The organism is Chryseobacterium defluvii, from assembly GCF_003634775.1.
Classification (GTDB): Bacteria; Bacteroidota; Bacteroidia; order Flavobacteriales; family Weeksellaceae; genus Chryseobacterium; species Chryseobacterium defluvii.
On the sequence record NZ_RBXB01000001.1, the window covers coordinates 954,531 to 973,942 of the forward strand.

Here is a 19,412-nt window from a genome sequence, read left to right on the forward strand (position 1 = left end):
GAAAGAAAAGAGTGAAAGATACTTTAAAAAGGCTGAATGAGAGGTATTTATAAATAAAATGACACCATTTGGTCTAAATTGTCCTAATGATGTCATTAAGTGACCAAGACGAGCGTATCTTCAAACACTTTTATCGATGATTTGGAGCGTCTGAGCCAAATTAAAGGAGAATTACAAAACTTATTTTACCAGGTAATTTTCTGAGACATTTGAAGTTCTTAGCATCAAATCTGTAATCAAATAAACCTATCGTTTATATTTTGAATTTTTCAAGTTTACATTCTTATATCATATTGTTGTTTAGGTTGGTTGTTTCGTAATTATTTGCAGTTAGAGTGTAAAAAATGGTAATTTAAAACAATGATTTACTTGTTTTTTAATAATGAAAAGTGTGTTTTTTACATTTTTTTATACAGATAAAATAAAAAAAATACGATTCTTCTTATCATAAAAATTATTCAAAAAAAATGATCAATTTTTCAATATTGTGCATTGCAATTAATTGTGAATATATGTTTTATGAAAATAGTAAGTGTATAGTTAATGATAACCTTATCATAATTTTTATACAATTGATATCATAAAAAATCGATATGTAATGTGTTGATAAGCAGTATATAATGGGAGATTTATTTTTTTTATTCAGATGAATTTTTATATTTGTAATGTTACCAAAATGTTAACGAACTAATGAATCAGAATTTTATTCATACCTATGTCTCTGTAGATTGTGTTGTCTTTGGATTTGACCATGAAAACCGGTTGAATATATTATTAGTACAGCGCCACGTAGATGAGGTACCATTGGAAAAACAAATTAAACTTCCAGGCAGCTTGATTTTCAGTGATGAAGATGTAGATGATGCTGCACAAAGAGTACTTCATGAACTTACGGGAATAAAAAAAATGGTTCTTAAACAGTTCCGGTGCTTTGCAGATCCTATGAGGGCAAGCAACCTGCATGATATAAAATGGATGGATAAGGAATATAAGCATCATATAGACAGGATCATTACAGTAGCCTATCTTTCTCTTTGTAAAATAGATCATAAGATCAACAGCACAAAATATGATACTGTAGACTGGTATCCTATTGATGAGGTTCCGGGACTTCCGTTTGATCATAACAAAATCATCAATGAGTCTTTGATTGAGATCAGAAAATGGATCGAATCTGATTTCTCCATTATTTTTGAGCTGCTTCCGAAAAGATTTACCATAAGACAGCTCTATCAGCTCTACAGTGCTTTAAGTGAAAGAAATATCGATATTAAGAATTTCCATAAAAAAATATCTTCATTCCCCTATATTGTTCCCTTGGATGAAATTCAAAAAGATGTATCCCACCGCGCAGCAAGATATTACAGATTTGATGCTAAGATCTACAAGAAAAACAACACAAAACTTATAAAATAACCCCTTTTTAAAAAATTATGTACTTACTAGGTTATGACATTGGCAGTTCTTCTGTGAAAGTTTGTCTCATCGAGGCATCCAGTGGAAAAGTGATTGCTTCTGAATTTTCTCCCAAAAAAGAAATGAAAATCACTGCTATGAATCCCGGATGGGCAGAGCAAAATCCAGTTGACTGGTGGACCAATCTGAGATTGGCGCATGAAGCTGTCATGCATGAATCCGGAGTACATGCTGAAGATATTAAAGGAATTGGAATCACCTGGCAGATGCACGGTTTGATCCTGGTAGATAAAGATCAGAATCTTTTAAGACCGTCAATCATCTGGTGTGACAGCCGTGCTGTACCTTATGGTGAAAAAGCGTTTAAGGCAATAGGAGAAGAAAAATGCCTCACTCATCTCTTAAATTCACCAGGAAATTTTACGGCATCAAAGCTTGCATGGGTAAAAGAAAACGAACCTGAAATTTTTGAAAAGATAGACAAAATAATGCTTCCGGGAGATTATATTGCGATGAGGCTTTCCGGACAGATTGGAATGACGATTGAAGGGCTATCGGAAGGAATCTTCTGGGATTTTAAGAACAACTGTATCTCGGAAGATATCATCAACTACTATGGGATTCCGAAAAGCTTTTTCCCGGAAATTGTACCTACATTTGGTATTCAGGCAACAGTTTCCAGGACAGCAGCTGAGGAATTAGGTTTAAAAGAAGGTACGCCTATTTCATACAGGGCAGGAGACCAGCCCAATAATGCTCTTTCCCTGAATGTTTTCAACCCGGGAGAAATTGCCTCTACAGCAGGAACTTCCGGAGTGGTATACGGAGTTTTGGACCAGCTGGAGTATGATAAGCTATCAAGGGTAAATACATTTGCCCATGTCAATTACACAGAAGAACAGATCAGGCTGGGAGTTTTATTGTGTATCAATGGAACCGGAATTTTAAATTCCTGGCTGAAGCATAATTTCGCAACCTCACTTTCTTCTTACGGGGACATGAATGATATGGCTTCACTTTCCCCTATCGGTTCTAAAGGACTAAGTATCATTCCCTTTGGAAACGGGGCTGAACGGGTGCTGGAAAATAAAGATACAAGTTGTTCCATTCACGGAATTAATTTCAATATACATACTAAGGGAGATATACTGCGTGCGGCGCAGGAAGGTATTGTATTCTCTTATGAATACGGAATGGATATCATGAGAAATATCGGAATGGATATCCAGGTGATCCGTGCAGGAAATGCCAATATGTTTTTAAGTTCAATTTTTAGGCAGTCACTATCCAGTGTCAGCAATGCACTTATTGAACTTTATGATACGGATGGAGCAGTAGGAGCTGCAAGAGCTGCAGGAATGGGAATAGGATTTTATTCAGATTCCAGGGAGGCATTTTCTTCACTTGAAAAAATAGCGGTGATAGAGCCCGAACATGAAAAACAAGAACAATATTTAGAAGCCTATGCCAGATGGAAACATCATCTTAATGAAATAATCTAAAAAAATTACAACAGTATTTTTCATCCTCTTACTGACTTTTGAGAATCAGTGAGAAGGGAATCTCTACGCAAAAATTAAAAAGACAAATTAAAATTAATCAGATAAATATGAACACTTTAACAGGTACAAAAGAGTTTTTTACGGGTATTGAAAAAATTAAGTTTGAAGGGAAGGAAAGCAAGAACCCGTTGGCATTTCGCTATTATGATGCAGAAAAGATCGTAATGGGGAAACCTATGAAAGATTGGACCAGATTTGCGATGGCGTGGTGGCACACCTTGTGTGCAAACGGAAGCGATCCGTTCGGAGGACCTACCATCCACCACCCATGGGATATCGGAAATGATGCTGTGACCAGAGCAATGCACAAAATGGATGCAGGTTTTGAATTCATGTCTAAAATGGGCTTCAACTATTACTGCTTCCATGATATCGATTTGGTAGACCCTGCTAATAACTGGAAAGACTATGAGAAAAACCTGCAGACCATTGTGGAATATGCAAAACAGAAGCAGCAGGAAACAGGAATTAAGCTTTTATGGGGAACAGCCAATGTTTTCACGCATGAAAGATACATGAACGGGGCCTCTACCAATCCCAATTTTGATGTAGTAGCCTGCGCAGGAACTCAGGTGAAAAATTCAATAGATGCTACGATAGCCTTGGGAGGTGAAAATTACGTGTTCTGGGGTGGAAGAGAAGGATATATGAGTCTTTTAAACACGGATATGAAGCGTGAAAAAGATCATCTGGCCCGTTTCCTTTCCATGTCAAGGGACTATGCACGCCAGCAAGGTTTTAAAGGGACTTTCCTGATCGAACCGAAACCGATGGAGCCTACCAAACATCAGTATGATTATGATTCTGAAACAGTAATCGGTTTCCTGAGACACTACGGATTAGATAAAGACTTTAAACTGAATATCGAAGTAAACCATGCTACATTGGCAGGTCATACATTCGAGCATGAACTTCAGGTAGCCGTAGATGCAGGGCTTTTAGGAAGTATTGATGCCAATAGGGGAGACTATCAGAACGGCTGGGATACGGATCAGTTCCCGATCGATTATTATGATATGGTTCAGGCATGGCTTGTACTGCTTCCGTCAGGAGGTCTGGGAACAGGAGGAGTAAACTTTGATGCCAAGATCAGAAGAAATTCTATTGATGCCGAAGATTTATTCATTTCCCACATTTCAGGAATGGATGTTTTTGCCAAAGGTCTTCTTGCAGCAGCAGATATTCTTGAAAATTCGGATTACAAAAAACTGAGAACAGACCGCTACGCTTCTTTTGATAACGGAAATGGAAAAGCATTCGAGGAGGGTACGCTTACACTGGAAGATCTTCAGAGAATAGCTCACGAAACCGGCGAACCACAGCCAAAAAGCGGAAAACAGGAATTGTTTGAAGCCATCGTGAATATGTATATATAATAAAAAGATAAAAGGCTTATAAACACTAAGGATTTTTATAAACTATAATTATTAAACAGCCTTTTATTTAACAACTAATACTAAAAAATAATAATTATGAACCGATTTTATTTCAATAAAAGCAATAAAGCTGCATTATTTTTTGCAATGACTTTATTGCCTTCCGGAATAGCATATTCACAGGTTAAAAAAGATACAGTAATTAAAGAAAATAAGATAGATGAAGTTGTTGTGATAGGATATGGAACCCAGCGAAAAGAAGCTGTAACAGGTTCTGTAGCTACAGTAAAAGGAGATGTTCTGCGTGAAGTACCTTCTGCTAATATTACCCAGTCATTACAAGGAAGAACGGCAGGTGTTGATATCTCACAAACTTCCACAAAACCGGGCGCTACAATGCAGATCCGTATTAGGGGAACCCGATCTTTGACAGGAGATAATAACCCGTTGGTTGTATTGGATGGAATTCCTTTCGTAGGATCACTGGGAGATATAAGTTCCAGTGATATCAAAAGTATTGATATCCTGAAAGATGCTTCTGCTACGGCAATCTACGGATCCAGAGGGGCAAACGGAGTTATTCTCGTGACTACCAACAGAGGAGCAAAAGGACAGAAGCCAAGATTTACCTACAATACTTTTACCGGAGTTCAGACCCTGTTTTCAAAATATCCTATGATGGATGGTCCTAAGTTTGCACAGCTGCGTGCTTACGCGATTCCTGCGGGAAATACAACCCCTTTGTATTCAAACGGGGCGGATGAAAATAACAGTGTCAATACAGACTGGCAGAGCCTGTACTATAAACCGGCAATGATGACCAGTCATGATATCGGTGTTTCAGGTGGAACGGAAGGAGGAAATTATAATGTAGGCTTGTCATACTTCAAGCAAAATGCATTAATCCCCATTCAAAGTTATGAAAGATTTGCCCTGCGAATGGCTATTGACCAGCAGGTGGGCTCTATCTTTAAATTCGGGTTTACAACCAATACAAACTATTCCATCTCGGAAGGGAACGGAGTAAATCCGGGAGCAGTTTTAGGTTATTCTCCTATTGCCAATCCTTATAATGCGGATGGTACCCCGAAAAGAGTAATGAGTACCGCAGGTGGTATCGATCAGACATGGATTTATACCAGAAAAAGCTTAGAGAGCCTGGGAGATAAATACGTTGATGAGACCAAGGCTTTTGCATCATATAACAATCTGTACGGGGAAGCCAGTCTTCCAATCAAAGGATTGAAATACAGGTTAAATGTAGGTTTGGATTTCCGTACTTCAAACAGTGGAAATTACACCGGTGTAGGGGTCTTTAATACGAACCCTCTGGGGCCGTCAGCAGCAGGAAGAGGTAATAACCAAACTTATCACTGGGTATTGGAAAATCTCTTGACTTACGACCGTACATTCGGCAAGCATAAGATCAATGCCGTAGCACTATATTCCGCAGAAGAGAATAAGTATACAAGCTCATACATGAGTGCAAAGAATGTCCCTGCAGACTTTTTCCAGTATTATAATCTGGGGCAGTCACCTCAGGCAGATATTACAGTGAGACCTGAAGACCAGATATACTGGAAAACTGGTTTGCTTTCCGCTATGGGAAGAGTAATGTATACTTACAATAACAAGTATATGCTGACGGCAACACTGCGTGCCGATGGATCTTCCAGGCTGGCTCCGGGAAACAAATGGCATACATATCCGGCGTTATCATTAGGATGGAATGTTACCAACGAATCTTTCATGGAGAATATCAAAGTTATTAATCTCCTTAAATTCAGAGCTGGATGGGGGCAGACCTCCAATCAGGCAGTGGATCCGTACTCTACGATGGGAAGATATAATGTAGCGCCATACAATTTTGGAAGTGCAGGAAGTACAGGGATCTATGGAAGTCAACCACCCAACCCGAATTTAGGATGGGAATACTCAAAAACACAAAACTACGGAGTAGATTTCGGTATATTGAACAACCGTCTTACGGGAAGTGTGGAATATTACAAAACCCATACATTTGACTTGTTGACACAGAAAAGCCTTCCGGCAACCAGTGGTTGGTCATCCATTGTTTCCAATGTTGCGGAAACAGAAAATAAAGGGCTGGAAGTTTCTTTAAACGGAATCATTTTTGATAATCCGGATGGGTTTACTTGGGAGGCTGGAATTAATTTTTATACCAATAAAAACAAGATTTTATCTCTTGCATCCGGAACAGAACGTGACGTCAATAACTTATGGTTTGTAGGTCATAATATTAATTCATTGTATGATTATCAATATATAGGTCTTTGGCAGGCAGGTGACCCTTATCAAAGTATTCTGGAACCGGGCACCCCGGCAGATGTTATAGGATCTATTAAAGTTCTTTACACCGGAGGTTATAACCCTGATGGAACCCCTGTAAGAGCAATTGGACCGGATGACAGACAAATTTTTGATACAGCCCCGAAATATCAGGGAGGATTCAATATGCGCTTCGCCTACAAAAATTTTGAACTGAGTACGGTAGGAGCTTTCCAGCACGGAGGAATCCTGGTAAGTACCATCTATGGGTCTGCAAGTTATCTTAACAGATTAACGGGAAGAGGGAATAACGTAGATGTTGATTACTGGACAGAAAATAACACTGATGCCTATTTTCCGCGTCCGGGGCGACATTTGAGTGGTGATAACCCTAAGTATTCTTCTACTTTAGCGATGTTTGACGCTTCTTATCTTAAACTTCGTACCATTACATTAGGATACAATGTTGATAAAGAATTTTTAAAGGACTTGAAAGTCAATAGCCTCAGAATCTACTTTACTGTAACCAACCCTATTGTATTATTTTCTCCTTATCATAAATTTTCAGGAATGGATCCGGAGCCCAACTCTTTCGGAAATGAAAATCAGGCGGTAAGCGGATATCAAAGCCGTCAGCTTGTTATAGGAACCAATAACCCTTCCACAAGAAATTACTTGATGGGACTTAACTTAACCTTTTAAAACTGTACAGTCATGATAAATTTTAACAAAAAACTGGTATTAGGAGCAATCTTTCTATCTTTAACGTTTACAGGTTGTAATGAAATTCTTGATGAGCAGCCAAGATCAATATATACGGCTGATTATTTTAATACAGCAGATGGAGTTAATCAGGGATTTACAGCCTTGTACAGACAGCTCCGATTATTGTATGGTAACGGATACTTTATGAGTAATTGTCAGAATGGAACTGACGAATCTACATGGGCACAAAGTGCTGATGGCAATTTTAAAGAACTGGATATGTCCGGAAACGGAAATATCAATTCCAATACTTTTCCTACAAGTATGGTTTGGAATTCAGTATTCCCATACATCAATACAGCCAATGGAATTATTGAAAAAGGCCCCGGGTTCGGCATTGCAGAATCTATGATTTCTGAAGCCCGTTTCTTCCGTGGATTTTACTATTTCATGCTGGTTCAGACCTATGGGGGAGTTCCTATGGATTTAGGTGCAGGAGAATTGAAATATAATACTTTGCCGTCCACAAATTCTGCAAGGAATACCGTTCCGGAAGTATACACAAAAGCTGTCTTTGCTGATCTTAAAAAAGCAATAGAAAATTTACCGTCATCACCAAGGGTAACGGGAGGTGTAACCAAAAATGTGGCTAGATTAATGCTTGCCAAGGCTTATCTTACCTACGGATGGTGGCTGCAAAATCCCAATAATATCCCAACTTATCCGGAAGCCGCAAGAACTGATCCTGACGGGCATAATGCCCAATGGTATTTTCAACAGGCTTATGATATCGCAATGGAAGGTATCAACAATCCCGGACCTTATGCGCTTCAGCCTACCTTCTATGATGTCAATGTAGGCTCAAATGACAGAAATACTGAATCTATGCTGTATGCAGACCATATACAGTCAAGTACATACTATAATGAAGGTGACCCTGTAGGATTTGGTTCAGGTTGGGCGCCGGACAATTTTGCGGCATGGATGCAGACATGGAACTACACAGCCATTAAAAGCAGTAAAACCACAGCGTGGGCAGGAGCAGATGTTGTAAGCTCAGTACAGCGTGAAGCTGCACAGTCCCTGGGGCGTCCATGGGTTCGTATGTGTCCTACCTTGGGGGTTATTAAAAATACTTTTGCAGATAAAACCAATGATTCCCGTTATGATGGTACTTTTGTAACCACGTACAGAGGAAACTGGAACAAAAATGGGACAGGTCTTACGACAGTGCCTGTACTTTATAATGCGAATAATCTGCCTGTACAGCCGGGAGGAGCTATCTTAAGCTTCCTTAACGATGACAGCCAGACGCCTTCTTACCCTACAGGAGCCGGACAAAGCGGTGTAGGAGCTGGTACTCTGTCAGGAAGAGCAGATTGGGTAATTGCACCGAATGGAATCAGCAGAATTGTATACCCTGGCTTATGGAAAATAGGAACTTACCGTACCGATGATCCAAACGGTTTAGGATATCCGAATGCGGGATTAACCCGTCCTTTCAGTGTTGCCAAATTTTCAGAATTCTATTTCATTGCAGCGGAAGCAGCAGTAAAAGGAGCTTCAGGAGCTGTGACAGCCAGAGACCTTATCAATGTTATCCGTGCCCGTGCCGGAAAATGGAAGTTCAATAATGCCCAGAATACTGCTTATGTAACGGATAACAGTGCTGCCATGATTGCTGCTACGCCATCCGTAATTACCATTGATTATATCCTTGCAGAAAGGTCTCGTGAATATTACGGAGAATTCTACAGATGGTATGATCTGGTGCGTACACAGAAGTGGGGAGATTATGCTGCCACTTATCAGATCGGAGGAGCTTCTTATGGAAACCACATTCCGCAAACAGTAACAAGAACAATCATGCCTTTTCACTATCTGAGACCAATTCCTCAGAATCAGATTGATGCGATGGAAGTTTCTGCAGATATTAAGGCAAAATACCAGAACCCCGGATACAATTAATTATTTTCTACATTCATATCAGTAACAGAGTAGGTGTGAAAGCACCTGCTTTGTTTAATTGAATTAAAATTTAAAATTATGGAAAAAACCTGGCGTTGGTTTGGCAAAAAAGACAAAATAGAACTGAGTACGCTTCGTCAAATAGGAGTAGAAGGAATTGTTTCCGCATTGCATGATATCCCAAACGGAGAAATCTGGAATCTGGAGGCCATCAATGATTATAAAAACTATATAGAAAGCCACGGCCTTCGCTGGTCTGTTGTGGAAAGTCTTCCCGTGAGTGAAGCCATCAAATACGGAGGTGAAGACCGTGACTCTTTGATAGAAAATTATATCATAAGCCTTGAAAATCTGGGTAAAGCAGGGATTACAACAGTTTGCTACAACTTTATGCCTGTTCTCGACTGGGCACGTACCGACCTCTTTCACGAATGGGAAGACGGTTCGTCATCACTTTATTTTGACAAAGCCAAGTTTGCATACTTCGAAATTCATATACTTCAAAGAGAAGGAGCCGAAAACGATTACAATTCAGAGATCCTTCAAAAGGTAGAAGAATTAAAAAATACCTTAACGGAAAAAGATAATAATGATCTGATAGACTCAGTGATTGTAAAAACACAGGGATTTGTTAACGGGAATATTAAGGAAGGAGATGATAATCCGGTAGCCATTTTCAAAAATCTACTGGCATTGTACGATGGCATAGATAAAAATCAGCTTCGCCTGAACATGAAATATTTCCTTGAAAAAATAATGCCTGTCTGTGAAAAATGGAATATCCGGATGTGTGTACACCCTGATGATCCTCCATTCTCATTACTGGGCTTACCAAGAATAGTAACCAATGAAGAAGATATTGACTGGGTTCTGAAAGCGGTTGACAATCCTCACAACGGATTGACGTTCTGTGCCGGTTCTTTAAGTGCCAATCTTCAGAATAATGTTCCGAAACTGGCTCAGAAGTTTGCCCACCGGACCAAATTCGTTCACCTGAGAAGTACAAATGTCTTTGAAAACGGGGATTTCATTGAAGCTCATCATTTGGGAGGAAGAGGAAAGCTCATTGAAGTGATCCGTGTATTCGAAAAAGAAAACCCTGATCTTCCGATGAGAATTGACCACGGAAGACTTTTAACAGAAGATGTTGACAAAGGATATAACCCTGGCTATTCATTTTTAGGAAGAATGCTGGCATTGGGGCAGATTGAAGGAGTAATGGCAGCAGTTCAGTCGGAATTACAGAAAAATTAATCTGCGTTTGTAATAAAATAGTAAAAAGTAAAATGAAAGACCTGTTTAGTATTAAGAACAAAGTGGCAGTGATCACAGGGGCTTCAGGCGTTTTGGGAGGCAGCCTCGCCAAAAGCTTTATAGAGGCTGGAGCAAAAGTTGTTGCACTGGGAAGAAACCAGGAAACATTGGATACCCGGGTAAAAGAACTTACGGATTTGGGAGGAGAGGCACTCGCTGTAGAAGCCAATGTGATGAATATCGAAAGTCTTGAAGCCGGCTCAGAAAAAATAAAAGAAAAATATGGCAGAATTGATATTCTGCTCAACATAGCCGGCGGAAATATTCCGGCCGCAACCTTATCTCCCGAGCAGTCGTTTTTTGATATGGATATGAAGGGATGGGCTGAGGTTACCGATCTAAATATCAATGGAACCATTTACCCGAGCTATGTTTTCGGAAAAATAATGGCTGAGCAGGGAAGTGGAAGCATTATTAATATTTCTTCCATGGCAGCTTATTCAGCTATAACAAGAGTGGCCGGATATTCTGCAGCCAAATCGGCGATCACCAACTTTACCCAATGGCTTGCATCTGATCTGGCATTGAAATTCGGAGATAAAATACGTGTTAATGCTGTGGCACCGGGATTCTTCATTGGTGATCAGAACCGCGCCATTCTTTTGAATCCGGATGGAAGCTTAACCGAAAGAAGCAAAAAAGTTATGGCCAAAACACCGATGCAGAGATTTGGAGAAGTAGAGGAACTGAATGGTATTGTACAGTTTCTATGTTCGGATGCAGCAAGTTTTATCACAGGAGCACTGATTCCTGTTGATGGAGGTTTCAGCGCATTCAGTGGAGTATAAGACAATTTTCTTCATATACAACGAACAGGATCTTAATGGTTCCATTCAAGGTCCTGTTTTTAAAATGTTGACTTTTTAAAGTTTGAATAGTAAAGAGAATTAAAATCAAGGATTGTAAAAACAAGTAATGAATAATTCCATTAAAAATAAAGACGTTTTCGGAGAATCATTTTTGCTTGAATCAGCAAAGGCAGAAAACCTGTATTTCGGTTATGCCAAAGATATGCCGGTTATCGATTATCATAATCATCTTGAACCGGACGTTATTGCTGCCAATCAGAATTTCCGTTCTCCAACAGCTATCTGGCTGGATGGTGACCATTACAAATGGAGGGCCATGAGAAATTTTGGTATTGATGAACAGTGTATTTCCGGAAATGCTTCAGATCAGGAAAAATTCAGGAAATGGGCTGAAGTGGTGCCTTATACCCTTCGTAACCCGTTATTTCACTGGACCCATCTGGAACTCAAAAATCCTTTTGAGATCAACGAATATTTATCACCAAAAAATGCAGATACGGTATACCATCAGATGAATGAAAGTCTGCAGACATCCGGCTTTTTACCACAATCTATCATTCAGAATTTTAAGGTAGAAGCCTTGTGCACTACAGATGATCCTGCTGATGATCTGGCTTATCATAAAGCTTTGAAACACAGTGGATTTAAGACAGTTGTTCTTCCGGCTTTCCGCCCTGATTCCTATATTAACATGATTAATCCCGAACAATATCTTTCAGGAATCAAAAAGCTTGAAAAAGTCTGCGGGTTTTCAATCACATCAGTTTCTGACCTGTTGAATGCGCTTCAGTCCAGAATCAACTATTTTGTAGAAGCAGGAGCAAAAGTAGCCGATCATGGCTTTGAATATTTCCCGGATACGACGAAATGGAATCATAGCCTCGAAAGAGAATTTTCTGAATTCCTGAAGGGGAATTTCTCATCATTTTCAGATCCTGAAGCATTGTGTGGTTATATGTTGAAAGAGCTTTGTAAAATGTATGCAGAAAAAGGCTGGGTACAGCAGTTTCATGTAGGGGCAACCAGAAACAATAATTCTGAAATGCTCAGAAAAGTTGGAATCAATGCAGGGTATGATGCCATTGGGGAACAATACTATGCACAGAGACTGAGCATTTTACTTGATGAGCTGAATACAGAAGGAAAACTCGCCAAAACCATTGTCTACAATTTAAACCCGGCATTTAACGAAGTTCTTGCAACCCTTGCCGGAAATTTCAATGAAGGTGGGATCAAGTCCAAGGTCCAGTTTGGAGCAGCCTGGTGGTTTCTTGATCAGCCTGACGGAATGACAAAACAGATGAATACGCTTTCCAATATTGGCCTCATCAGCACTTTTGTAGGAATGCTTACCGATTCCCGAAGCCTGCTGTCATTCTCAAGACACGATTATTTCAGAAGGCTTGTATGCAATATGTTCGGAAGTGAAATGGAAAGAGGTCTTCTTCCCGATGACGAAAAATGGGTCGGAATGATCATTCAGGATATCTGTTATCATAATACAAAAAACTATTTTGAAATCTAATACCATGCAGGATTCAGCAAAAATACTATGTTTCGGTGAACTGCTTCTCCACTTTGCCCCGGATTCCGAAGGGAACTGGTTGAATGAGCAGTCTCTTAAGATGTACATAGGCGGAGCTGAATACAATGTAGCAGCGGCAATTTCCCAGTGGAAGAATTCTGTAAAGCTGCTATCAGCTTTGCCTGAAAATTTTGTAGGAAACCAGCTGGAATCTCAGCTTAAAAATAAAGGAATAGAAGTCCTTGCAGAAAAAAATAAAGGAAGAATAGGAACATTTTATCTGTCTTCCGATGGAGATATGCAGAATGCTTCAGTGGTGTACGATCGCTTTCCGTCTGTTTTTACCCAATCGGGTTTTGAAACATTTAGTGATGATGAAATATTTTCAGAAGTAAAATGGCTGCATATCAGTACCATCACACCGGCTTTGAGTGATAATGCGTTTCAGAAATGCCTGCAAATTATGAGAGAAGCCAGGACAAGAAATATTACGGTTTCCCTCGACCTGAATTACAGAGCGTTGCTTTGGCAAAACCAAAATCCTCACAAAATTAAAGAGCTGATGCCTTTTGTGAATGTTCTTATGGGAAATATCTGGTCTGTTGAGCAGTTCCTGAATATTCCTGTTGAATATGAGCTTAACGGAAATTTTGACGATGAAAATCTTCTGAAACAAGCCGAAAAAACAGCGTTGGAAATCTGTAAACAGTTTCCAGATGTAGAAAAGATAGCTAATACCTTCCGCTTTACAAACGGAGAAGAGGTCAATTATTTTGCCACCTTATTTACTGATGAAAGGCTCTTGGTTTCAGAAAAATATAAGGCAGACAAAATTGAAGAAAGAGTAGGAAGCGGGGATTCTTTTATGGCTGCTTTGATTCATGGGGTTTTAAAAGGAAATCCTGATCAGCAGATCCTGGAAGATGCCACAAAAGTGGCTTTTAAAAAGCTTTTTGTAAAGGGAGATACCATTGATGAACGCATTAATATCGAAAAATTATGACTGAAATAGTACAAAAAATAAAAGACCAGAAAATAGTTCCGTTGTTTTATGATGAATCGTTTGAAGTCTCAAAAAATATCATAAAAGCTTTATACGAAGCAGGAATCCATGTAATAGAATACACCAACCGCGGTCATCGGGCATTGGAAAATTTTACCCGGCTGAAAGCTATTTCTCATACAGAATTTCCTGAACTTCTGTTAGGAATAGGGACGGTAAAAAACATACATGAAATAGATGATTATGCCAATGTGAAAGCAGATTTCATCATTACACCGGTCATCAGTGAAGCATTGGTGAGACATGCTCTCGAAAAAAACATTCTTCTGATTCCGGGTTGTTTTACCCCTTCCGATATCAATATTGCATTTCAGAATGGGTTAACACTGGTTAAAGTATTCCCGGCAGATGCTTTAGGGAAGAACTATATTAAATCGGTACAGCCTGTTTTCCCGGGAATGAATTTCATGCCAACCGGAGGAATCCATGCAGAAACTGAAGATATCAGAGAATGGCTCAATGGAGGTGCTGTAGCAGTTGGACTGGGAAGCTCACTTATAGGAAAAGATGTTAATGAAGAAGAACTGACTCTGAAAACAAAAAAATTACAACAACAAATTAATCATAACTAAATGCAGGCTCCTAAAAACCGCAATATAAGATGGTGGATGCTGTCTCTCGTCTTTCTCGCCACTACGATCAACTATCTTGACCGTCAGGTGATGGGTTTGCTGAAACCTGTGCTGGAAAAAGAATTCAACTGGGATGAAAAAGATTACAGCTACATTGTAATGGCATTTACCACTACTTACGCTATCGGTTACCTGGCGATGGGGCGATTTATAGACAGAGTGGGAACCAAAATAGGGTATGCTGTTTCCCTTATTGTATGGAGTCTTGCCTCTATAGGACATGGGTTTGTCAAAAGTACACTAGGATTTATTATAGCGAGAAGTACCTTAGGAATCAGTGAAGCAGGGAACTTTCCTGCCGCCATCAAATCTGTGGCTGAATGGTTCCCGAAAAAGGAAAGGGCACTGGCAACGGGGATTTTTAACTCGGGAGCAACGGTGGGGGCTATTTTAGCACCGCTGCTGGTTCCGTTCATTCTCGGGCATTACGGATGGAGGCAGACATTTGTATGGATTGGTGCTTTAGGCATGGTTTGGATTATCCTTTGGTGGAAATTCTACGCCATACCGGAAAAAACAAAAAATCTTAGTAAGGAAGAATTGCAATACATAAAAAGCGATCAGGATAAAAAAATAGAAGAGAAAACTAAAATTCCTTTATCAGAATTACTTAAATATAAAGTAACATGGTCATTTGCTATCGGTAAAATTTTAACTGATCCTATCTGGTATTTCTTCATGTTCTGGCTGCCGGCATATTTCTCGGATGTATTCAAAATGGATTTAACAAAACCATCCGTTCCGTTGATTATTATTTACAGCGGAACCACGATAGGAAGCATCGGTGGAGGATATCTCTCATCATTTCTGATCAAAAAAGGCTGGGCGATCGGAAGAGCAAGAAGCTTTACGATGTTACTCTTTGCATTGATGGTTGTTCCGGTAATGTTTTCAAAATATGTAGACAATATGTGGCTGATTACCCTGATTATTGCCCTTGCCACAGCTGCACATCAGGGTTGGGGAGCCAATCTTATGACTACGGTCGGAGATCGGCTGCCTAATCATTATGTAAGTTCCGTGATAGGATTTGGTGGTATGCTAGGCTCGGCAGCAGGAATTGTTTTTCCGCTTTTTATCGGAATCGTTCTAGATACCTTTAAAAAATCAGGAAATATCAACGGAGGCTATAATATCATATTTTTCATAGCTGGAATATCTTACGTTACAGCCTGGGGATTGATTAAAATCATCAACCGCAAGAAAACCGTTTAGATTGAAGCTAAAAATCATAAAACATTAAAAAATTATAAAAAAAGAATAACAATGAAACAGAATATAATGGATTTAACTTTTTTCAGGAATAAAACCTATGTCCTTGCGGCAGCAGCTTTGCTTTCTGTGACGACTATTTCTGCCCAGACTTTCTCAGACTTTACTTACCATGGAAACGATAAAATATATAATGACAATCCTCTTAAGCCGGATGAGTTCTATTCGCCGATCCTTCAAGGTTGTTATCCCGATCCCAGCATTACCAGAAAAGGGAAAGATTATTATCTTGTGAACTCCTCATTTTCAATGTTTCCGGGAGTTCCGATTTTTACTTCAAAAGATCTGGTAAACTGGAAGCAGGTGGGACACGTCCTGGACAGACCTTCACAGCTTAAGGTTGAAAAATCAGGCGTTTCTCAAGGAATTTATGCACCGGATATAAAATACAATAAACATAACGACACTTTTTACATGATTACTACCCAAATTGCAGGCGGTATCGGAAATATGGTCGTAAAAACCAAGGATCCGGCAAAAGGATGGAGCGAAGTTCAGAAACTGAATTTTGACGGTATTGATCCTGCTATTTTCTTTGATGATGACGGAAAAGCATACATCGTTCACAACGATGCTCCGCCAAAAGGTACTGAGCAGTACAATGGCCACCGCGTCATTAAAATCTGGGAATATGATCTCGAAAAGGACCAGGTAGTACCGGGTTCGGATAAGATTATTGTCAACGGCGGCGTTGATCTTTCCCAAAAACCCATCTGGATTGAGGGGCCACATATCTACAAAAAGAATGGTAAATATTACCTGATGTGTGCAGAAGGAGGAACCGGAGGAAACCACAGCGAAGTTATATTTATGTCCGGTTCTCCAAAAGGACCTTATATTCCGGCTGGCAATAACCCGATTCTGACACAGCGTTACTTCCCGAAAGACAGAAAAGAAAAAGTAGACTGGGCCGGTCATGCGGATCTTGTAGAAACTCCGGAAGGCCAATATTACGGAGTATTTCTTGCCATACGCCCCAACGAGAAAAACCGTGTTAACAAAGGCCGTGAAACATTTATCCTTCCGGTTGACTGGAGCGGAACTTACCCTGTTTTCCAAAATGGGCTGGTTCCAATGAAACCGAAACTGAAATTGCCTGAAGGAGCTCAGAATCACAACGGACAAAACGGATTTTTTCCCAACGGAAACTTTACTTATGCCGATAAGCTGACAGATAAAAATCTTGATTACCGATGGATTGCCATGCGCAGACCTCGTGAAAGCTTCATCAATATTACCAAAAACGGTGTGAAAGTAAATCCTTTTGCAACCAATATCAAAGCATTGGCTCCGGTTTCAGCACTGTTCCACAGATTACAGCATGAATCTTTTGAAACCTCTGTAACCCTGGATTTTAAACCTAAATCCGAAAAAGAGCTGGCAGGAATTACCTGCTATCAGAGTGAAAAATTCAATTATGTTTTTGGAATTACAAAAAAGGATAAAGATTTCTATATCGTATTGGAAAGAACCGAAAAAGGAGAATCCAAGTTAATTGCAAGCGAGAAAATTTCATTATTCAAACCGGTTAAACTGCAGGTGATTGCTGATAAAGATGAACATAGTTTTAATTATTCGCTGGATGGTAAAAATTACAAAAATCTTGGCGGACCGGTTTCAGGAGATATACTCTCTACTGACGTAGCGGGAGGTTTTACAGGAAGCCTTATAGGGCTGTACAGTACCTCTTCCAATGATATTGTGCCACAATAGTATGAGAGATCTGTCATTCTGAATGGAACGAAGTGAAATGAAGAATCCAGTCTTTTATTGACAGTAACAAAAAATACTTAGTGACAACAATTAAGTATTTTAAAATTGAAAAACTAAGAGTAAAACCAAACATAACAGTACATCTTGAAAACCAAAAAATCTTATATAGTTTCTTTATTGGGATTTATCGGGCTGAATCTTCTTTCAGCCCAGGTAAATCCTTCCGGAAAACAGAGTACATCCTTTACCAATCCCATCATATGGGCTGATGCACCTGATTTATCGATTACCAGAAACGGAAGTGATTTTTACCTGATCAGTACCACTATGCATCTGATGCCGGGAGCTCCGGTGATGCACTCCAGGGATCTGGTACATTGGGAAATGTCCGGGTATGTTTTTGATACCCTGAATGACAATTCAAAATATGATTTACTGAACGGAACCGTTTACGGGAGAGGCCAATGGGCTTCTTCAATCCGCTATCATAAAGGGAAATACTATGTTTTGTTTTCTCCGAATGATGAACCTTTCAAATCTTATTTCTATGTGACTGATCATCCTGAAAAAGGAAAATGGAAATTGATCACCAGAACACGGCATTTTCATGATGCCTCACTGTTTTTCGATGATGATGACAAGGTATATGTTTTCACTTCCAACAAAGTTTTTGAACTGAGTCCTGATTGTAAAGAGGTCATAGGAAATCCGGATGGAACTGAAGTGTTTCAGAAAGATGCTTCGGAAACCGGACTTCTGGAAGGAAATCAGATCATCAAAAGAAACGGAAAATACTACATGATGATGATTTCATGGCCCAGAAACGGAAAACGCCGTCAGGTAGTCTACAGAGCGGATAAAGTGGCAGGCCCTTATGAGAAAAAGGTAATTCTGGAAGACAATTTTTTAGGATTTTCCTATGCAGGTCAGGGAGCTTTAATAGATGATAAGAACGGAAACTGGTATTCCCTTATTTTCCAAGACAGAAATGGGGTGGGGCGCGTCCCGATTTTATTGCCTGTTCAATGGGAAAACGATTGGCCGGTCTTGGGAAATAATGGAAAAGTTCCTCTGAAAGGAGAAGTTCCTCTTCCACCATTCAAAGCAAAAAATCATCTGGTGGAAAGTGATGAGTTTTCTGACAAAAAAATGAAGATCCAGTGGCAGTGGAATCATAATCCGGTGAATGAAGCGTGGTCTTTATCCGAAAGAAAAGGATTTCTCAGACTGAAAACCAGCAGAGTCGTAGACAATCTGTATGCGGCACCCAATACTTTAACCCAGAGAATGGAAGGTCCGACTTCTTCAGCGGTTGTCACGATGGATCTTAAAGGAATGAAAGACGGAGATGTTGCAGGCTTCAGTGCTTTCAACGGTGATTCCGGAATCTTGTCAGTAGTGAAGGAAGGTGATGAAAAATTCATTATTTTTTCAACCAATGAAGTAAGCCTGGACAGTAAAACAAAAGCCATTATTGGGGTTAAAAAAGAAGAGAAAAAACGGATTCCACTCAATTCGGATAAGGTTTCCCTTCGTATTGATGCCAATTTTAACCTCGGTAAAGATCTTGCAGACTTTTATTACAGTACCGATCAGAAGAACTGGACGGAAATGGCAAAAGACTACAAAATGATTTTTGATTACCGTAGATTTTTTATGGGGTCGAAATTTGCAATTTTTAATTATGCCACTAAAAATACCGGAGGATTCATAGATGTGGATTTTTTCAAAATCAATGAAGCAGGAAAATGAAATAATATAAAAATCA

The 19,412-nt window shown here is 39.5% G+C and carries 13 protein-coding genes; all 13 read left to right on the forward strand.

What is annotated here, in order from left to right:
• Positions 1-690 precede the first annotated feature (690 nt).
• The 13 genes from BCF58_RS04495 to BCF58_RS04555 all read left to right on the forward strand — a co-directional run bounded on the left by BCF58_RS04495 (position 691) and on the right by BCF58_RS04555 (position 19,396).
• Positions 691-1,416, forward strand: a complete 726-nt coding sequence (locus BCF58_RS04495; RefSeq protein WP_121460586.1) for an NUDIX hydrolase — start codon at positions 691-693, stop codon at positions 1,414-1,416.
• Between the two features lie 17 nt (positions 1,417-1,433).
• Positions 1,434-2,918 (forward strand): xylulokinase, encoded by a 1,485-nt coding sequence (locus BCF58_RS04500; protein ID WP_121460587.1) that lies wholly within the window; start codon positions 1,434-1,436, stop codon positions 2,916-2,918.
• 107 nt (positions 2,919-3,025) lie between these two features.
• Positions 3,026-4,354, forward strand: coding sequence for a xylose isomerase (xylA, locus tag BCF58_RS04505; RefSeq protein WP_121461043.1), 1,329 nt, complete (start codon positions 3,026-3,028; stop codon positions 4,352-4,354).
• Positions 4,355-4,450: 96 nt separating this feature from the next.
• Positions 4,451-7,345 carry a SusC/RagA family TonB-linked outer membrane protein gene (locus BCF58_RS04510; protein ID WP_121460588.1) on the forward strand — a complete coding sequence of 965 codons (2,895 nt, stop codon included), beginning with the start codon at positions 4,451-4,453 and terminating at the stop codon, positions 7,343-7,345.
• Positions 7,346-7,357: 12 nt separating this feature from the next.
• On the forward strand, positions 7,358-9,316 hold the full coding sequence (locus tag BCF58_RS04515; protein WP_121460589.1) for a RagB/SusD family nutrient uptake outer membrane protein: 1,959 nt from the start codon (positions 7,358-7,360) through the stop codon (positions 9,314-9,316).
• Between the two features lie 78 nt (positions 9,317-9,394).
• A complete protein-coding gene (uxuA, locus tag BCF58_RS04520; protein WP_121460590.1) occupies positions 9,395-10,570 on the forward strand; it encodes a mannonate dehydratase in 1,176 nt (391 codons plus the stop codon).
• 32 nt (positions 10,571-10,602) lie between these two features.
• A complete protein-coding gene (locus BCF58_RS04525) occupies positions 10,603-11,418 on the forward strand; it encodes an SDR family oxidoreductase (RefSeq protein ID WP_121460591.1) in 816 nt (271 codons plus the stop codon).
• 127 nt (positions 11,419-11,545) lie between these two features.
• On the forward strand, positions 11,546-12,964 hold the full coding sequence (uxaC, locus tag BCF58_RS04530; RefSeq protein ID WP_121460592.1) for a glucuronate isomerase: 1,419 nt from the start codon (positions 11,546-11,548) through the stop codon (positions 12,962-12,964).
• Positions 12,965-12,968: 4 nt separating this feature from the next.
• Entirely contained in the window at positions 12,969-13,967 is a 999-nt protein-coding gene (locus tag BCF58_RS04535; protein WP_121460593.1) for a sugar kinase, read from the forward strand.
• Positions 13,964-14,599, forward strand: coding sequence for a bifunctional 4-hydroxy-2-oxoglutarate aldolase/2-dehydro-3-deoxy-phosphogluconate aldolase (locus BCF58_RS04540; protein ID WP_121460594.1), 636 nt, complete (start codon positions 13,964-13,966; stop codon positions 14,597-14,599). Before BCF58_RS04535 ends, BCF58_RS04540 begins: the two co-directional genes overlap by 4 nt.
• Positions 14,600-15,874 carry an MFS transporter gene (locus BCF58_RS04545; RefSeq protein WP_121460595.1) on the forward strand — a complete coding sequence of 425 codons (1,275 nt, stop codon included), beginning with the start codon at positions 14,600-14,602 and terminating at the stop codon, positions 15,872-15,874.
• Positions 15,875-15,925: 51 nt separating this feature from the next.
• Positions 15,926-17,644, forward strand: a complete 1,719-nt coding sequence (locus BCF58_RS04550) for a glycoside hydrolase family 43 protein (RefSeq protein WP_121460596.1) — start codon at positions 15,926-15,928, stop codon at positions 17,642-17,644.
• Between the two features lie 144 nt (positions 17,645-17,788).
• Positions 17,789-19,396 (forward strand): glycoside hydrolase family 43 protein, encoded by a 1,608-nt coding sequence (locus tag BCF58_RS04555; RefSeq protein WP_185144821.1) that lies wholly within the window; start codon positions 17,789-17,791, stop codon positions 19,394-19,396.
• The last annotated feature ends 16 nt before the right edge of the window (positions 19,397-19,412 follow it).

Bases quoted from the DNA above. Each gene is read 5' to 3' on its own strand.
- xylA (WP_121461043.1), top strand. From the start codon at position 3,026: ATGAACACTTTAACAGGTACAAAAGAGTTTTTTACGGGTATTGAAAAA.
- BCF58_RS04525 (WP_121460591.1), top strand. From the start codon at position 10,603: ATGAAAGACCTGTTTAGTATTAAGAACAAAGTGGCAGTGATCACAGGG.
- uxuA (WP_121460590.1), top strand. From the start codon at position 9,395: ATGGAAAAAACCTGGCGTTGGTTTGGCAAAAAAGACAAAATAGAACTG.
- BCF58_RS04515 (WP_121460589.1), top strand. From the start codon at position 7,358: ATGATAAATTTTAACAAAAAACTGGTATTAGGAGCAATCTTTCTATCT.
- BCF58_RS04540 (WP_121460594.1), top strand. From the start codon at position 13,964: ATGACTGAAATAGTACAAAAAATAAAAGACCAGAAAATAGTTCCGTTG.
- BCF58_RS04495 (WP_121460586.1), top strand. From the start codon at position 691: ATGAATCAGAATTTTATTCATACCTATGTCTCTGTAGATTGTGTTGTC.
- BCF58_RS04545 (WP_121460595.1), top strand. From the start codon at position 14,600: ATGCAGGCTCCTAAAAACCGCAATATAAGATGGTGGATGCTGTCTCTC.
- BCF58_RS04500 (WP_121460587.1), top strand. From the start codon at position 1,434: ATGTACTTACTAGGTTATGACATTGGCAGTTCTTCTGTGAAAGTTTGT.
- BCF58_RS04535 (WP_121460593.1), top strand. From the start codon at position 12,969: ATGCAGGATTCAGCAAAAATACTATGTTTCGGTGAACTGCTTCTCCAC.
- uxaC (WP_121460592.1), top strand. From the start codon at position 11,546: ATGAATAATTCCATTAAAAATAAAGACGTTTTCGGAGAATCATTTTTG.
- BCF58_RS04510 (WP_121460588.1), top strand. From the start codon at position 4,451: ATGAACCGATTTTATTTCAATAAAAGCAATAAAGCTGCATTATTTTTT.
- BCF58_RS04550 (WP_121460596.1), top strand. From the start codon at position 15,926: ATGAAACAGAATATAATGGATTTAACTTTTTTCAGGAATAAAACCTAT.